Genomic DNA, 14,985 nt, shown 5'->3' with positions numbered 1-14,985 from the left:
GCGTCAGGCGTCGGGCAGCACGCAAGAAGAGTGCGGGTGTTGGCGCAAACCGGACGCGTCAGGCGTCGGGCAGCACGCAAGAAGAGTGCGGGTGTTGGCGCAAACCGGACGCGTCAGGCGTCGGGCAGCACGCAAGAAGAGTGCGGGTGTCGGCGCAAACCGGACACGTCAAGCGTCGGGCAGCGCCTCGGTGAGGTCGCTGTCCTGTTCGAGATACTTCGCGACAAAGCGGTTCACCAGCTCGGCGGTCGCCTGCCCCGGACGAATCCGAGTCTCGGCCACCCGGTCGGCGAGTACCGCCTTATCCGCGGGTGTGCGCTCGGAGTTCTGATACGGCTCCCACGCCGAACGATGGAACAGGTCAACGAAGCGGCGAGCGATCCGGTCGCAGTCCGAACGCAGCCGCTCCAATTCGCCGAGCAGCGCATCGACCGGGGCGCCGGCGCCCTGCAACTGATCGAAGATGCGGATCAACTGCGGATCGGCGATGCGGTAGGTCGCGGCGTCCACCGGTTCGTACAGACCGGCCGAGACCACGCGGGCCAAACCGTGGGGCACCTCGCGATAGCGCTGCTCTAGTTCGGTCGCCGCGATCGTGTCGCCAGGCGGCGGCGCGGTCGTCGGCGGCGCACCGGGCTCCACTACGCCGAGGATGTCGCCGAGATCGTCACCGCGATCCCATGCCTCCAGCAGTTCCCTGATTCCGTTGAGCTTGATCCCCCGGTCCAGCAGACGGCTGATCGTCTGCACCCGATTGAGATGATCCGGTCCGTAGAAACCGGTGCGGCCCTTGACCTGCGGCGGGGGCAGGATGCCGCGCTCGGCGTAAACTCGCAGGCTGCGCACGGTCGTACCAGCCTCGCGCGCCAGCTCATCGATCGTGTACTCCACGTCCCCTGCCATATGTCTAGGAAACCACAAAGAAACATTACTCGTAGGTAAGCATACGTCAGCGATGTTGGGCACCTATCGTTCGCGACCTGCGTCAACCCCCGATGACACCCGCAACTATTCCCGCCGTTGGCAATTCGTTCGGCCGAAACACAGACGACGGGGCTTATCCTTCCGATATGACCGAGGCGCAGGCTTCTCGAATTACCGTGACGGAACGGGAGCGCGCGCTGGAACAACTGTCGCACCATCTCGGTACCGGACGATTGAGCCTGACCGAGTTCGATGAACGCAGCGCCGTTGCGGCGGCGGCGACCACCAAAGGACAATTGGCGGAATTATTCGTCGACCTGCCCGGCACCACGCCCCCCGCACCGCCCGCACCCACCGGCAATGCGCTGCAGCGACTGCGGACGATCGCCGCGGTGATCTCGATCGTCGCGGTCGTGCTCGCGGTTGCCACCGGCAACTGGCTGTGGCTGCTGGCGGGCACCGGAACCATCGTCGCCTTCGTGGTGCAGCAGCTGCGCTGAGTTCACCCACCCCGTCGGCTTCGCCGACTGCCATCCCCCTGAGTTCACCCACCCCGTCGGCTTCGCCGACTGCCATCCCCCTGAGTTCACCCACCCCTGACTTCGCCGACTGCCGACCCCGACCGCCGCGGGTCTACCAACGGGTGCGTGGCCGAACGGAATTCGCCAGATCGACCAGCCGATAGCGGTGCCAGCGATCCGGCGCGGTTCTGGCCAGGGCGCGCAGGCTGGTTTCGAGTCCCTGTCGCAGTCCCGCCGAGGTGACCGGGAAGCCGAGGATCATCCGGTTCGGATTCCGCGGCCGCCCGCCGACCCGCAGCCACTCCAAGGCCGCCCCGACCACGATGACCTGCAATTGCAGCGTTCGCGCGTCGTCGGGCAGCGTCTCGAGGCGCTCGGCCGCGGTACAGATATCCGCCTCGGTGATATCGGCGATCGGCCGCGAGACCAGCAGCAGACAGCCCGTCGTATGCGCCACGCTGTGATGGCGGGAGGCGGCGGGTACCTGGTCGAGCACGGTGACGGCCTCGAGCAATTCGCCATCGGCGGCGAGCCGACGGGCCAGGCCGAAGGCCGCGCTCACCACGCCGTGGTTGGTCCGCCAGACCGCGCGGTAGTGATCGGCCGCGGACCGGTGCCAGCGATCCGACTCGGCCGGATCGTCCAGATGTTGCAGCACTAGTTCCGCGGTTGCGGCCAGGGCGAGTTCCGGTCCGATCTCTCCGGGCAGCATCCCGTGCACGGTCTCGAAATGCTGCCAGGCCCGGTCGTAATGGCCGTCGAGGAGCGCGGCGACGCCGACATACCATTCGATGCGCCAGTCCGCGCTGTAGTCGGAGCGCAGATCGGCGAGCAGCTGGCAGGCCGGCACGGTTTCCCCGAGGTCCAGGTAGGCACGGACCGCGGTCAGCGGCCCCTCCAGGTCGAAGGATTCCGGGGCGACGATCGTGCCGGCCCGGATGCGTTCGTGCGCCCGGCGCAGCGCGTCCAGCGCGTGCCGCGGTTCGCCGTGCAGCAGAGAGGACAGCAGTTCGGCACTGGGATCCTCGCTATCGATCAACGGTGTCGGCAGGGCCGCGACGACATCGCGTGCCTCGAGCACAGGCATCCTGGCCATACCGTCGACCATGCCGTCGGTCTGGCCGATGAGCGTATCGATGCCGAAATCGTCTCGCATGGAGCTCAATTCGACCGAAGGCTGCGGATGTTCTTGGCCGGTATCGATCGCGAGCACCATGCGCAGCGCACCGGCGAGCTGACAGTACATCGAATACGCGGACGGGAAGCGGCGCTCCGGCTCCGGATCGGTGGCGCGCAGCAGCAGGCGGTACAGGCACGGATAGCGAGCCAGCAGCGGATCCTCATCCGGTTCGGGTATGCCGCCGAGAAAGTGCCCGTCGCGGTCCCGCGGCAGATCCAGGGCCAGGACCGCGAGGGTCCGGCCGACGGTATAGATATCCGAAACCACGGTCGGCCCGGTTTCGGTGATCTCCGGCGCCTGATAGCCGGGCGTGCCGTAGATGCTGCCGTAGGAGTCCATGGCGGCGACCGCACCCAAATCGATCAGTTTGACCTCGTGCTCGCTGACCATGATGTTGTCGGGTTTCAGATCGTTGTATGCCAATCCGAAGGAATGCAGATAGTCCAGCGCCGGCAGGATTTCCATGATGTAGGCGATGGCCTCGACGACCGGTATGCGCTCCTTGCCCCGCAGATCGAGCATCTTCTTCAGCGATTGTCCGCCGACATATTCCATGACGATGAAGCCGTCCGGAGTATCGCGGGCAGACCGATGTTTGACGAAGTTGTAAATCTTGACCACGCCGGGGTGGGCCACCTCGGAGAGGAATTGCCGTTCGGCGAGCGCGACCACATGCGCCTCGAAGTCCAGCGGGTTCTGCAAACCCTTCAGCGCGACCCAGCGGTCGCTGACATTGCGGTCGATCGCGAGATAAATCCAACCGAGTCCGCCGGGCGCGAGCGAACCCTGCACCTCGTATTGATCGGCGACGAGGTCGCCGCGCTGCAGGGTGGGACGAAAGTTGAACGGCGAGCCACAGCGGCCGCATTCACCGGCCACCGCACCCGGCTCGGTGGCGGTGCGACGGCCGACCGGTTCCAGACATTTCCAGCAGAACCGTTTGAGCTCGGGCACTTCCGGATTGTCGAGAATGGCGGAGCGCGGGTCGACCGGCGCCACCCGCGGTATCGGCACCAGGCCCGCGCCGAGCCGCCGCACGCTCGGCCGGGAGCGACCGCTACGGCCGGAGTCCGGCTCGTCGAGTTCGAGAGTTTCCTCGGCGCCCGTCGCCGGATCGCTCACCGGCATGATGTCGCCGGGCACCGATGGCGGGGAGAACCGTTGCGCCGGAGGCCGTTCCACGGTGCTCGGCCCGGACCATGGATGCTGGCGGCGTTGCGACGGTTCGAGTTTCGACATGCCGCGGGTAGCCCAGGGATGCGGCGTCCGTCGCGGAACCTCGGTTCCGCGCATCCGCCGATTCGCCCACGGGTGCGGCAGCGGATTCTCGGAGGCGCTGGGTTGTTCCGGCATGGGAACCTTTCGAGCCCGGTGAATAGGGCACCTATTCTCATCCGCCCTCCGCCGCCGCGCGCATGCCTTATTCCCCCCTATGGGAATAGCTCCGCCCCGGACATGTTGTCCGGGGCGGAGATCGAATCGATCTAGTTCTCGTCGGGCTTGTCGAGAACGACGACCGCATCACTGTTGCGCTGCGGCCGCTCGGCCAGCACCGGGAACTGACCGGTGATGCCCTCGCGTTCCTGAGCGACCTGCAGCACCCGCTTGCGGGCCAGGAACCAGCCGCCGACGAATGCCGGAGCCACGACCACGAACATGGCGATCACAGCACCGCGCTGCTCGATTTCGTGGCTGGATGCCATCAGCACGATCACCGCGACCAGGAACACCAGCGTGGCGTAGCTGGTGTAGGGCGCACCGGGCAGCCGGAACGAAGGACGCTCCACCAGACCCTTGTTCGACCACCGGAACAGCTGCAGTTGGCAGACCACGATCGCGCCCCAGGCCGCAATGGTGCCCAGAGCCGACATGTTGAGCACGATCTCGAAGGCCTTGTCCGGCACCATCGCATTGAGCCCGACACCGACCAGCGCGATCGCACCGGTGGCGAGGATGCCGACATAAGGCACGCCACCGCTGGACATCCGCGAGGCGATCTTGGGAGCACTGCCGTTCATCGACATCGAGCGCAGAATGCGGCCGGTCGAGTAGAGACCCGCATTGAGGCTGGAGAAGGCCGCGGTCAGCACCACGAGGTTCATGACCGAGCCGGCACCGCCCACACCGAGCTCGGAGAAGAAGGTGACGAACGGGCTCTCACCGGCCTTGAAGGCGACGTAGGGCAGCAGCAGCCCGAGCAGCACCAGCGAACCGACGTAGAACAGCGCGATGCGGGCGATGACCGAATTGATGGCCCGCGGCATGATCTTTTCCGGGTTCTCCGCCTCGCCGGCCGCCGTGCCGATCAATTCCACTGCGGCGTAGGCGAATACGACACCGGTGGTGACGGTGACCAGTGGCAGCAGACCGGTCGGGAACAGGCCGCCGTTGTCGTGGATCACGCTGAAACCGGTTGTCTCACCGTCGATCTTGAACCGGCCGCCAAGGAAGATGGTGCCGATGATCAGGAAGGCGACGAGCGCGACAACCTTGATCAGCGCGGCCCAGAACTCGAGCTCACCAAACCATTTCACCGAGATCAGGTTGATGCTGACCACGATGGCCAGTGCCACCAGCGCGATCAACCACTGCGGTATCGCTTCGGTGGCTCCCCAGAAATGGACATAGGTAGCGATCGCGGTGATATCTACGATGCCGGTCATGCACCAGTGGAAGAAGTACATCCACCCGACCGCGAAAGCCAGTTTCTCGCCGTAGAACTCACGCGCATAGGAGACGAACGAGCCGGAGGACGGACGATGCAGCACCAGCTCGCCCAACGCCCGCAGGATGAAGAATACGAAGATTCCACAGACGGCGTACACCAGGAACAGTCCGGGCCCGGCAGTGTGCAACCGACCACCCGCACCAAGGAACAGTCCGGTACCGATCGCACCGCCGATCGCGATCATCTGCAGCTGGCGCGGGCGCAACGCCTTGTGATAGCCCGCATCCTCGGCGTGCAGCGCATTCGCGGGCGCCGACACCTCCGCGGGGGGTTGAACGGTTGTCATAGTGATGCCTTTCACGTGACGGCGATCATATCGCTGCTTGATGTAACGCTATTCAACGGCACGTTCAATGGTGAGTCAAGAGTTGATTGGCACGGAAACGTCGCGAAGTCGCGCTACCCGCCGTGACCTGGGCGTTAGTTGATCGTACCGCTGAACAGCGGTACGCTGGATACGTTTACTGCTGATGGAGCGCGCACATGGCATGGTTCGAACGGGAGTTCATCGCGGTCCCCGAGGACCGCAAGAATCAACTGATCTACAAGTGGCCGGATGTCAACATCCGTCGTTACAGCCGTGCCATCGTCAATGCCGACGAGATCGCCCTGTTCGTCAAGTCCGGGCAGGTCGTGGCCGCAATGGGGCCCGGTCGGCACCGGATCGATGCCGATGAGCTGCCGGTCCTCGGCGCGCTCGTGGATACGTTGACCGGCAACAACTTCTACCGCGCCGAACTGTATTTCGTCTCCACCCGCGAGTTCCCCGGGATCAAGTTCGGTGGCCGTCTGGCCGATATCGCCGATCCGGTCAGCGAACAGGTCGTAACACTGCGGGTGTTCGGGGAATTCGCGCTGTCGGTGCGGGATCCGGCCGAACTGGTCACCTCGCTGGCCGGCACCACCGACCTGAGTGTCCCGGCGATGGTGGAGTCCTGGAGTTCAGACCTGCTGCTCAAGTCCATGAAAGTCGCTGTCACACAGGGAATTTCCCGTGGCGACTGGCCGGTGCTCGGCCTGTCCGGACAGCTGGAGCCGATCGAGGCGGCCGTGGTGCGCCAGACCAATCTGACGCTCTACGAATACGGCCTGCGCATCGCACGCCTGGGCAACTTCGATATCACCCTGGCACCCGAGGATGCGGACCGCATCAAGCGACTCGCCAAGGATGTCACCTATATTCGACTGGCCGGCGACTTCCAGCGTTACGCGGCAGGCGAAATGGCGCTCGGCGCGGGCCAAGGCTTCGCCAACGGCCATGGCCACGGCGGCGACGGATTCCTCGGCGCCGCACTGGGTTTGAACGCAATCCAACAACAGGCCCCGAGCAATCCGTGGCAACGCCAGGCGATTTCGGCCGCCGCACACCCTGTTCCGGCCACGACACAGCCGGCGTGTGCCGGCTGCGGAACCGACAACCCCGCGAATGCGCGATTCTGCATGAACTGCGGTGATCCACTGGCACCCCGTCCGCGCCACTGCACCGAATGCGGCGCAGACCTGACCGCCACAGCCAAGTTCTGCGGCAACTGCGGCACCGCCGCCGTCAACTGATCAGCCCGCGTCGACTCCCGAAGGTTTCGCAGCCGCAAAGGGTTCGGCGGCCTCGACCGCGCCGTGGGAGTGGATGACGCGGGCGCGGCGTTCGCGTTCCGCCTCGGCCTGCCGGGCGATCGTGCGCTGCATGGCGTCTGAGATCTCGACATCCTTGATCTCGACCAGGGCGACCTGCACACCCCACGGTTCGGTCTGCTCGTCGATGATCTTCCGGAGGTTGTTATTGAGCTGGTCGCGCGCGGGAGGTCCACCGATTGCTTGTGCCGCCCCGCCGAGCAGTGTGGTCAGCATACGGTTAGATGGCACTGTGAACGACTTATTGCGCCGTCTTCCCGAAATCGCGGTCCTTCGCGACCGCTGCCGCACGATGGCGATGCTCGATGCGATCCTCAGTCCGGAGTGGGAATTTCGGTACTTTTCGTTCAACGCCCGCTGGGGTGACGCTGAGGAGATGGCCTCGATGCGTAACGGTTCCGGCGACGACTGGTTCATCGTCTTCACCGACGCCGGCGTCTACGGGCGAGGCTTCGATCACGAAGCCCCGAATGCGCCCCAGGTGCTGCAGGCTGTCCCTGGCGTCTTCGGGTCCTACGTCGCGGAGCCAGCATTCGCCGATCACGATGGCTCACCCCGTGCGACAGTGTGCTTCTGGCGTGAACCCGCGGACGCCGAATGGGGTATAGCGGCAGCTGACCAGGGCGGGCACGGCTTGTTCGAGCTCCTGGTCGAAGGGACACCGGAGGCGTATCAGAACTGGGCCGAAGACTACTACGAAACCGACGTCAGTCTCCCGGCAGTCGAGCACGTGTACGCGCTGCGACCGTTGACACCGGCCGTAGTGACCCAGCTCAACCCCGAAGTCGAACTCGTCGATCTCGACCTCGATATCGACGAAATCGGTTACCCACGTTGAGCAGTCGATACTGGCGACCTCCGTGCATACGCTGATACCGGCCACCGTATCCGGGTTACAAACCATGACCGCGCAGATATCGACAGGTATCGCACGGTAACGCCGAGCGACTCCGACCTCACCTACACCTGTGACGCTGTCGCACATCGACTCTCCGCGAATCACGCCGCTCCAAAAAACCAGAAGCTTTGCGCAAGCCTGGATTTGACAGAGATTGAGATAGCAGACGGCCCCATCGTGACTGTAGGTCGTCTGAACGGGGCCGCTGCGGTACTCGGTATTTGGCCAGGCTCAGGCGTCGCGGTCGAACTCTCCGTCCGTGATGGCCGCAGTGAAGGCATCCCACGCCTTGGGCGTGAAGACCAACGCCGGGCCGGTTGGGTTCTTGGAATCACGAACTCCGACCACGCCCCCGTCGAGATACGCAACCTCCACGCAATCCCCGCCGGTGCTGCTGCGGCTGCTCTTGAACCACCTCGCTGCGGACAGGTCGACACTCAAGCTTCGTACTCCTCTGCAATTGCCACTAACAGCGTCCTGGATTCATCCTCGCCGAGTGCTGCGGTCTCGATACTCGACATCGCCACGCGATACCGAGCGTGCGTTCGCCAACGGTGTGCCAGACTCGAATCAAGGCTCTGTGTCTCACCGTCGTGCCAATAGTCGAAAGAGCCCTGCCCCGGCATCCACGCCGCGGCAGAATTTCGCTGTATCAGGCAGGGATGGTGTCCAGATTCAGCGTTGCCGCAATGGCATTGGCCAGTTCCGCGCCCTTGACCTCGAAGTGACGGCTGAAGTACGTCAGATGCTCACTGTGCTCGTGGAAGTGATGCGGGGTGAGGACTGCCGAGAACACCGGCACATCGGTGTCGAGTTGCACTCGCATGAGCGCGTCCACCACGGTCGCTGCCACGAAGTCATGTCGGTAGATCCCACCGTCGACCACGAGCGCACAGCCAGCGAGGGCAGCGTATCGGCCGGTGGATGCCAAGCGTTTGATGCGCAGGGGGATTTCGAAGGCGCCAGGGACCTCGATCACATCGATGTCGGTGAATCCGCGCTCGGCGAGGCCGGCACGGCAGGCCGACACGGCCCGGTCGACGATATCGGAGTGCCAGCGCGCGGCGACGAGAGCGATGCGGTTCGGCGTGGGTGACATGGGTTCCTCCTGTTCGCTGTGTCACCCAGGGCATAGCAACGCGAACAGGAGTCACCCGCTCGCGAGCGCTCCGATGCCGCGTTCTCTTTCATCCGGACTGTGACCGTCGGCTCCGGGATCGCACCGGGATCTGCTGGACCCACGGCATCCGAGGACACCGTGGCGCTCGCGGGCTAGTGCACCCGGACTGGCCGGATGCCATTACCGCCGGTGGGGAATTCCACCCCGCCCTGAGAACGTGTACAGAGCGGACTGTAACAACGCCGCAGACGTCATCGCAACATCAGGTTCGAGTGATTCGCCGGTTCCGGCTGCGGGGCAAGCGTTTTGGTTCAGAAATCGGCTACTACTACATATATGACCGAGCATGTGACCGTCCGTGAACTTCGCGCCCGACTAGCCAAAGCCCTGGATGCGGCAGAGCACGGTGCGACCACCATCGTCACCCGCGACGGCCGTCCCGTCGCCGCGCTGGTCCCCGTGAGTACGCTCCAAGCCCTGGAAAACTGGGAAGACGAACAGCTCGCCGATATTGCCGAACACCGCTACCAGCGGTACAAGGGCGAGGGAGCGATCAACCTCACCGAGATGTTCGCTGAAATCCTTGGGTGATGCCGGCGGCAGGGCCAGATAGTCGCGTCGTTGCTGCTGAATCTGCAGTCCGAGCTGTTCTACCGTGCGCGTCCTCGCGGCAGCGAGGGAGAGGCCCGTGCGATCGCCTCGATTCCGATCGGTCGCCTCGGCACCCCCGGACGATGTCGCCACCGCCACGTGTTTCCTACTGTCCGACGAGGCTGGATTCATCACGGGCCAAGTGCTGAACGTCGACGGCGGCGGCAGCTTGGGAGGCCGTTGATCCGAACGCCCGTCATCCTGCGAACGTCGGGATCCACTGCGGAGGTATGGATCCCGACGTTCGCTGGGATGACGGGCGAGCTATTCACTGAATCCCTTTGCGAACCCTGCGTTCTCGGCAATGCACCGAGAACGCGGGGTTCGCAGTGGGGCGGTTCAGCTCGAAACAGGTGCTGCCGCGGCGGATTCCCCGCTGCTGACCATGCTGCGCACCTGGCGGGCGGCCACCGAGAGGGTTGCGAGGTCGTGGGTGCCTGCGGCGAAGATCTCGCCGAGTGAGGCGCCGGCACGGGCCAGGCGGGGGCGGTTGACCGACTCCCATTCGGCGATCTTGTCCGCGGTGGACTCATCCGGTTCGGATGCGGTCAGCACATCCAGGGTGAGCGAGCGCAGCGAATCGTAGAGATCGTCTCGGACCGCGAGCCGGGCCAGTGTGCGCCACCGGTCGTCGCGCGCGAGGTTGCTCACCGCGGTCAGCAGCCGCTCGATCTGGAAGTGATCGTCGAGCGCGTAGTAGAGCTCGGCGACCTCCTGCACATCCCGCTCGGCGATATCGGCCACGTCGACGATGTCCAACAGCGGGAACATGTGGATCAGGCGGAATACCTCCTGCGCCAATTCCGCCGGCGCACCCCGCTCGACGGCGGACCGCGCATGCGTGGCCAGATCCTCGGCGTGGGCCGCGGGGAGCCGCGCCGGCTGCATGTGCGCCGCGAGCTTGTGCACGCCGTCTCGGTAGCGGGCGATATCGGCGCCGATGGCAATCGGTTGCGGGCGACTGCTCAGCAACCAGCGGGACACCCGATCGAGGGTGCGCCTGGTCTCCCGCTCGAGTTCGTCACGAGCCGCCGTCGGCATCGGTGTGGTCCGAATGCGCTGCCAGAGCGTGTGCAGATCGAAGATCTCCACCGCGACGGTGTAGGCACGCACCGCATCGTCGGTACTCGCCCCCGCTTCCTCTGCCAGGCGGAACGCGTAGGTGATGCCACCATGGTCCACCATATCGTTGACCACCATGGTGGCCACGATCTGGCGGCGCAACGGATGCTTGCTGATCGCGTCGCTGAACCGTTCGCGCAGCGGCGTCGGGAAGTACGACAGCAGCGCCGACTCGAAGACCGGATTGTCCGGCAGATCTCCGGACAGCAGGTCGTCCTTGAGCGAAAGCTTCACGTGCGCAAGCAGATTAGCCAGTTCCGGCGAGGTCAGCCCGCGTCCGGCCGCGGCCCGCCTGGTCAGCTCGGCATCCGAGGGCAGTGCCTCGAGCCGCCGATCGACCCCGCGCCGGAACTCGAGATCGGCGATCAAACGGCGATGCACACCCGACATCGGCACCGCTTGCGCGCGCGAGAGCCCCATCCGGAAATTCTGCGAAATATTGTCGCGCAGTACGAGTTCGGCGACTTCGTCGGTCATCGCGGCGAGCAGTGCGGTGCGGTCGGCGGCATCGAGTTCGCCGCCGGAGATGACCGCGTCGAGCAGCACCTTGATATTGACCTCGTGGTCGGAGCAGTCGACACCGGCCGAGTTGTCCAGGGCGTCGGTGTTCATCCGGCCGCCGTTCGCGCTGTATTCGACGCGGCCGAGCGCGGTCACACCCAGGTTGCCGCCCTCGCCGATAACCTTGGCGCGCAACTGGTTCGCATCGACACGCACCGTATCGTTGGACTTGTCACCAGCATCGGCATTGGTCTCGGTGGAGGCCTTGATATAGGTGCCGATACCGCCGTTCCACAACAGATCGACCGGTGCGAGCAGAATCGCCCGGATCATCTCCGGCGGGGACAGGGTGGTCACACTCGGATCCAAGTCCAGTGCCGCGCGCACTTGCGGACTGACCGGAACAGCCTTGGCGGACCGATCGTAGACACCGCCGCCCGCGCTGATCAGTGACTTGTCGTAGTCGGCCCAGGACGAGCGCGGCAGTGCGAACATCCGCTGCCGCTCCCGGAACGAGGTCGCCGCATCGGGATTCGGATCCAGGAAGATGTGCCGGTGGTCGAAGGCCGCCACCAGGCGGATGTGCTCGGACAGCAGCATGCCGTTACCGAACACGTCGCCGCTCATATCGCCGACGCCGGCGACGGTGAAATCGGTGGTCTGGGTGTCGATATCCCGCTCGGCGAAATGCCGTTTGACGCTCTCCCAGGCCCCCCGGGCGGTAATGCCCATCGCCTTGTGGTCGTAGCCGACCGAACCACCCGAGGCGAAGGCATCGCCGAGCCAGAAACCGTATTGGCGCGCAACATCATTGGCGATATCGGAGAAGGTGGCGGTGCCCTTGTCGGCGGCGACCACCAGGTAGGTGTCGTCACCGTCGCGGCGGACCACCCGCTGCGGTGGCAGCACCTCGCCGGAGCCGTGATCGACGTTATCGGTCACATCCAGCAGACCGGAGATGAAGGTGCGGTAGCAGGCGATGCCCTCGGTCAGCTGCGCCTGCCGATCCACGGTCGGATCACCGGTGGCCGTCGGCGGCTGCTTCACCACGAAACCGCCCTTGGCGCCAACCGGCACGATCACCGCGTTCTTCACCGCCTGCGCCTTCACCAGACCCAGGACCTCGGTGCGGAAATCCTCCAACCGGTCCGACCAGCGCAACCCGCCACGCGCCACCGGACCGAAGCGCAGATGCACGCCCTCGACCCGTGGCGAATATACGAAGATCTCGAATTGTGGCCGTGGCCTTGGCAATTCGGCGATGGCATGCGGATCGAACTTGAACGACAGGTACTCCGGCCCGTTGCCGTCGCTGTCGCGGCGATAGTAGTTGGTGCGCAACGTCGCGGTGATCAGGCCGAGAACCGCGCGCAGGATGCGGTCGGCGTCCAGGCTCACGACCGCGTCGATCTCGGCTTGCAGGCGTTCGGCGATGCCCGCGGCCCGCGCCGATGCCACCGCCCCGACCCCGTCGGGATCGAAGTAGGCGTCGAACAATTCGGTGAACAACCGGGCCATGGTCGGCTGGGCCAACAGCACCCGGGCGATATTGCCCAGGGTGTAGGCGAATCCGGCCTGCTGCAGATACTTTCCGTAGGCGCGCAGTATCGAGATCTGGCGCCAGTGCAGTCCGGCACGCAACACCAGTTCGTTCAGCGCGTCGACCTCGGCGCTGCCGTTCCACATGGCCGCGAAAGCGTCCGGGAAGTGCTGCCGCACACCGCCCGCGACCGGCGACTCGTCGGCCGAACGGGTGAGATCGGCCTCGAGGTCGGCATCGAGCGCGGTCCGCAGCAGTGCCGCCGGGACGCGCAGCCCGAAATCGTAGATCCACTTGTGGGTGTCGTCCGGCAGCGTGATGCGGTGCGGCCGTTCGTCGACCACTTCCACCCCGAGACTTTGCAGCACCGGGAGCACCCGGCTCAGCGAAACGCCCTCGCCCGCGACATAGAGCGTGAAACGCCACTCCCCCGACGGAGCTTCGGCGTTCCGATACAGATTCGTATCGATGGCGCCGTCGGCGAGACGATCCAGCCGCTGCAGATCGACCAGCGCCCGCTCCGGCTCGTACTCCTGCTGGTATCCGACCGGGAAGGCGCTCGCGTAGGTGTTGGCGACCTTCGACGATACCGCGGGCACACCGGTCGCGGCGGCGACCAAACGGTCCGCCCAACTCCGGGTTGTCGCGAAGAGCAGTTCCTGGATGCGCTCGCGATTGGTTTCGGAGATATCGGCCGGTTCCGCGTCCGGGCGGCGATGCACCGTGAAATACATTACGGCCAGCTCGGATTCGCTCGCCCTCGCCGAGTACGCGACCTGCTCACCGTCGAATTCGGTGCGCAGGATCTCCTCCATGCGCATCTTGACCTCGGTCGAGTACCGATCGCGGGGCAGGTAGACCAGGCAGTAGACCGCACCGCTGCGTCCGTCGCGGCGGATGAACAGCCGTACCTGCCTGCGCAGCCCCAAATTCATGACCGCGGAGACGGTTTCGAACAGCCGCCGGGCATCGGTGGAGAACAACTCCACCCGTGGGAAGGACTGCATCATCTCCAGCATCGCCTGCCCGGAGAACGAATTCAGTTCGAAGCCGGCCCATTCGATGACCTGGTGCACGCGGCGGGAGATGACCGGGATATCCAGGATGTTCTCGTGCAGGCCGGTGACGGTGAAGGTGCCGACGAAGACGTGCTCGCCCTGCACCACGCCGACGCCGGCGGCGCCACTGCCGTAATCGGCGACGCTGACGAAGTACAACTCACCCGACCCCGGGATCAGCGAATCCACCGATCCGTTGGCCAGCCGCAGGACCGGTCGGGAGGCGCCGAGCACCGGGACATCGAGGTCGACGTTCGAGCCGTTCCAGAGCACGCCGAGGCCGGTGCCCGGCACCTGCTGCGGTTCGGTTCCGGCATCGGTGCGGCCACTGCGGTAGTACCCGTAGCCGAGCACCGTGAAGTGCCCATTGGCCAACCAGCGCAACAACTTCGCGCATTCGGGCACTTCCGGATCGTCGGACCGCTGCGCGATATGGTCGAGCCGACCCGCGAGCGCCACCATCGCGTTCGCCATGCCGAGCGTATCGTCGACGACCTTACGCAGCACCTGCAGCAACGCGGGCAGTTCCCGATCGATCCGATCCAGCAGTGCCGCACCGACACCCGGCGCCAGCTGTACATGGATCCACGATTCGGCGACGGTGTGACTGCCCTTCGCCGGTACGGTGTCGGGCTCCTTGGGAGCGATGGCCCGCAGCCGCCCGCGTCGGTCCCGCGAGATATCGAAGACCGGATGGACGACCTCGGTCACCACGGCGCCGAGGCGGCGCAGCGCGGTGGTCACCGAATCGACCAGCAGCGGCATATCGTCATTGACGATCTGGATGGCCGCACCGAGCCCGCTGCCGTCATCGGGGCGGTAGACCCGGGTCATCGCCGCACCCGGCAACCGGATTGCCGCCAGTTCCAAGTGGTGTCGGAAGATCTGTTCGGCCCGATCGGTGATCGTCGGCGCGGTGGCGCCCGGCTGGATCCACCGGAAGTAGGCCGCCTCCAAGTCGGTCGGATCATCGCGGAACCGTTTGAATGAAATCGTCTGCTGGGTGGTTGCCACCATCGACTCGTGCCTTCCCGAGATCTGTGCCCGTAACCGTAGGATTCCCATACATTACATGGTTTGATGTGCCGTTGTATAGCGGCACGTTGAATG

11 protein-coding genes, 1 pseudogene and 1 riboswitch are annotated in these 14,985 nt (G+C 65.1%); of the genes and pseudogenes, 5 read left to right on the top strand and 7 right to left on the bottom strand.

Annotated elements, in window-relative coordinates; genetic code table 11:
* Positions 1–168: 168 nt before the first annotated feature.
* Positions 169–903, bottom strand: a complete 735-nt coding sequence (locus tag AB0J29_RS26685) for a MerR family transcriptional regulator (RefSeq protein ID WP_364791818.1) — start codon at positions 901–903, stop codon at positions 169–171.
* Between the two features lie 167 nt (positions 904–1,070).
* Here AB0J29_RS26685 and AB0J29_RS26680 point away from each other — a divergent pair, with 167 nt between their 5' ends.
* A complete protein-coding gene (locus AB0J29_RS26680; RefSeq protein ID WP_364791815.1) occupies positions 1,071–1,424 on the top strand; it encodes a DUF1707 domain-containing protein in 354 nt (117 codons plus the stop codon).
* 133 nt (positions 1,425–1,557) lie between these two features.
* Here AB0J29_RS26680 and AB0J29_RS26675 read toward each other — a convergent pair whose 3' ends face one another.
* On the bottom strand, positions 1,558–3,978 hold the full coding sequence (locus tag AB0J29_RS26675; protein WP_364791812.1) for a tetratricopeptide repeat protein: 2,421 nt from the start codon (positions 3,976–3,978) through the stop codon (positions 1,558–1,560).
* Between the two features lie 131 nt (positions 3,979–4,109).
* Positions 4,110–5,639, bottom strand: a complete 1,530-nt coding sequence (locus tag AB0J29_RS26670) for an amino acid permease (RefSeq protein ID WP_364791808.1) — start codon at positions 5,637–5,639, stop codon at positions 4,110–4,112.
* A 197-nt stretch (positions 5,640–5,836) separates the two neighbouring features.
* Here AB0J29_RS26670 and AB0J29_RS26665 point away from each other — a divergent pair, with 197 nt between their 5' ends.
* A complete protein-coding gene (locus tag AB0J29_RS26665) occupies positions 5,837–6,907 on the top strand; it encodes an SPFH domain-containing protein (RefSeq protein ID WP_364791805.1) in 1,071 nt (356 codons plus the stop codon).
* 42 nt (positions 6,908–6,949) lie between these two features.
* Here the strand turns inward: AB0J29_RS26665 and AB0J29_RS26660 are convergent.
* Positions 6,950–7,201: pseudogene (locus AB0J29_RS26660) on the bottom strand (SPFH domain-containing protein); the annotation flags it as partial.
* Between the two features lie 16 nt (positions 7,202–7,217).
* Between AB0J29_RS26660 and AB0J29_RS26655 the strand changes: the two are divergent.
* Positions 7,218–7,823, top strand: a complete 606-nt coding sequence (locus AB0J29_RS26655; RefSeq protein WP_364791802.1) for a hypothetical protein — start codon at positions 7,218–7,220, stop codon at positions 7,821–7,823.
* 291 nt (positions 7,824–8,114) lie between these two features.
* Here AB0J29_RS26655 and AB0J29_RS26650 read toward each other — a convergent pair whose 3' ends face one another.
* Both AB0J29_RS26650 and AB0J29_RS26645 read right to left on the bottom strand, forming a co-directional pair.
* Positions 8,115–8,324, bottom strand: a complete 210-nt coding sequence (locus tag AB0J29_RS26650; protein ID WP_364791799.1) for a DUF397 domain-containing protein — start codon at positions 8,322–8,324, stop codon at positions 8,115–8,117.
* Between the two features lie 211 nt (positions 8,325–8,535).
* Positions 8,536–8,982, bottom strand: a complete 447-nt coding sequence (locus AB0J29_RS26645) for a 6,7-dimethyl-8-ribityllumazine synthase (protein ID WP_364791796.1) — start codon at positions 8,980–8,982, stop codon at positions 8,536–8,538.
* A gap of 76 nt (positions 8,983–9,058) precedes the next feature.
* A riboswitch (FMN riboswitch) is annotated at positions 9,059–9,224 on the bottom strand.
* A gap of 115 nt (positions 9,225–9,339) precedes the next feature.
* On the opposite strand from AB0J29_RS26645, the gene AB0J29_RS26640 reads away from it, so the two are divergent.
* Together AB0J29_RS26640 and AB0J29_RS26635 are read left to right on the top strand one after the other, a co-directional pair.
* Positions 9,340–9,594: a type II toxin-antitoxin system prevent-host-death family antitoxin gene (locus AB0J29_RS26640; RefSeq protein ID WP_364791793.1), complete on the top strand. Its 255-nt coding sequence runs from the start codon at positions 9,340–9,342 to the stop codon at positions 9,592–9,594.
* Between the two features lie 64 nt (positions 9,595–9,658).
* A complete protein-coding gene (locus tag AB0J29_RS26635) occupies positions 9,659–9,838 on the top strand; it encodes an SDR family oxidoreductase (RefSeq protein ID WP_364791790.1) in 180 nt (59 codons plus the stop codon).
* A gap of 155 nt (positions 9,839–9,993) precedes the next feature.
* Here the strand turns inward: AB0J29_RS26635 and AB0J29_RS26630 are convergent, their stop codons facing one another.
* Positions 9,994–14,940 (bottom strand): NAD-glutamate dehydrogenase, encoded by a 4,947-nt coding sequence (locus AB0J29_RS26630; RefSeq protein ID WP_364791787.1) that lies wholly within the window; start codon positions 14,938–14,940, stop codon positions 9,994–9,996.
* Between the last annotated feature and the right edge of the window lie 45 nt (positions 14,941–14,985).

It is taken from the genome of Nocardia sp. NPDC049707, assembly GCF_040674855.1.
Classification (GTDB): domain Bacteria; phylum Actinomycetota; class Actinomycetes; order Mycobacteriales; family Mycobacteriaceae; genus Nocardia.
Note: the sequence above shows the minus strand (reverse complement) of the source record. Positions and strands in the feature narration are given on the sequence as shown.

What these genes read in the sequence shown, in the direction of transcription:
- AB0J29_RS26685 (WP_364791818.1), bottom strand. Translation starts at nt 903, where the DNA reads ATGGCAGGGGACGTGGAGTACACGATCGATGAGCTGGCGCGCGAGGCT.
- AB0J29_RS26640 (WP_364791793.1), top strand. Translation starts at nt 9,340, where the DNA reads ATGACCGAGCATGTGACCGTCCGTGAACTTCGCGCCCGACTAGCCAAA.
- AB0J29_RS26630 (WP_364791787.1), bottom strand. Translation starts at nt 14,940, where the DNA reads ATGGGAATCCTACGGTTACGGGCACAGATCTCGGGAAGGCACGAGTCG.
- AB0J29_RS26665 (WP_364791805.1), top strand. Translation starts at nt 5,837, where the DNA reads ATGGCATGGTTCGAACGGGAGTTCATCGCGGTCCCCGAGGACCGCAAG.
- AB0J29_RS26645 (WP_364791796.1), bottom strand. Translation starts at nt 8,982, where the DNA reads ATGTCACCCACGCCGAACCGCATCGCTCTCGTCGCCGCGCGCTGGCAC.
- AB0J29_RS26680 (WP_364791815.1), top strand. Translation starts at nt 1,071, where the DNA reads ATGACCGAGGCGCAGGCTTCTCGAATTACCGTGACGGAACGGGAGCGC.
- AB0J29_RS26675 (WP_364791812.1), bottom strand. Translation starts at nt 3,978, where the DNA reads ATGCCGGAACAACCCAGCGCCTCCGAGAATCCGCTGCCGCACCCGTGG.
- AB0J29_RS26670 (WP_364791808.1), bottom strand. Translation starts at nt 5,639, where the DNA reads ATGACAACCGTTCAACCCCCCGCGGAGGTGTCGGCGCCCGCGAATGCG.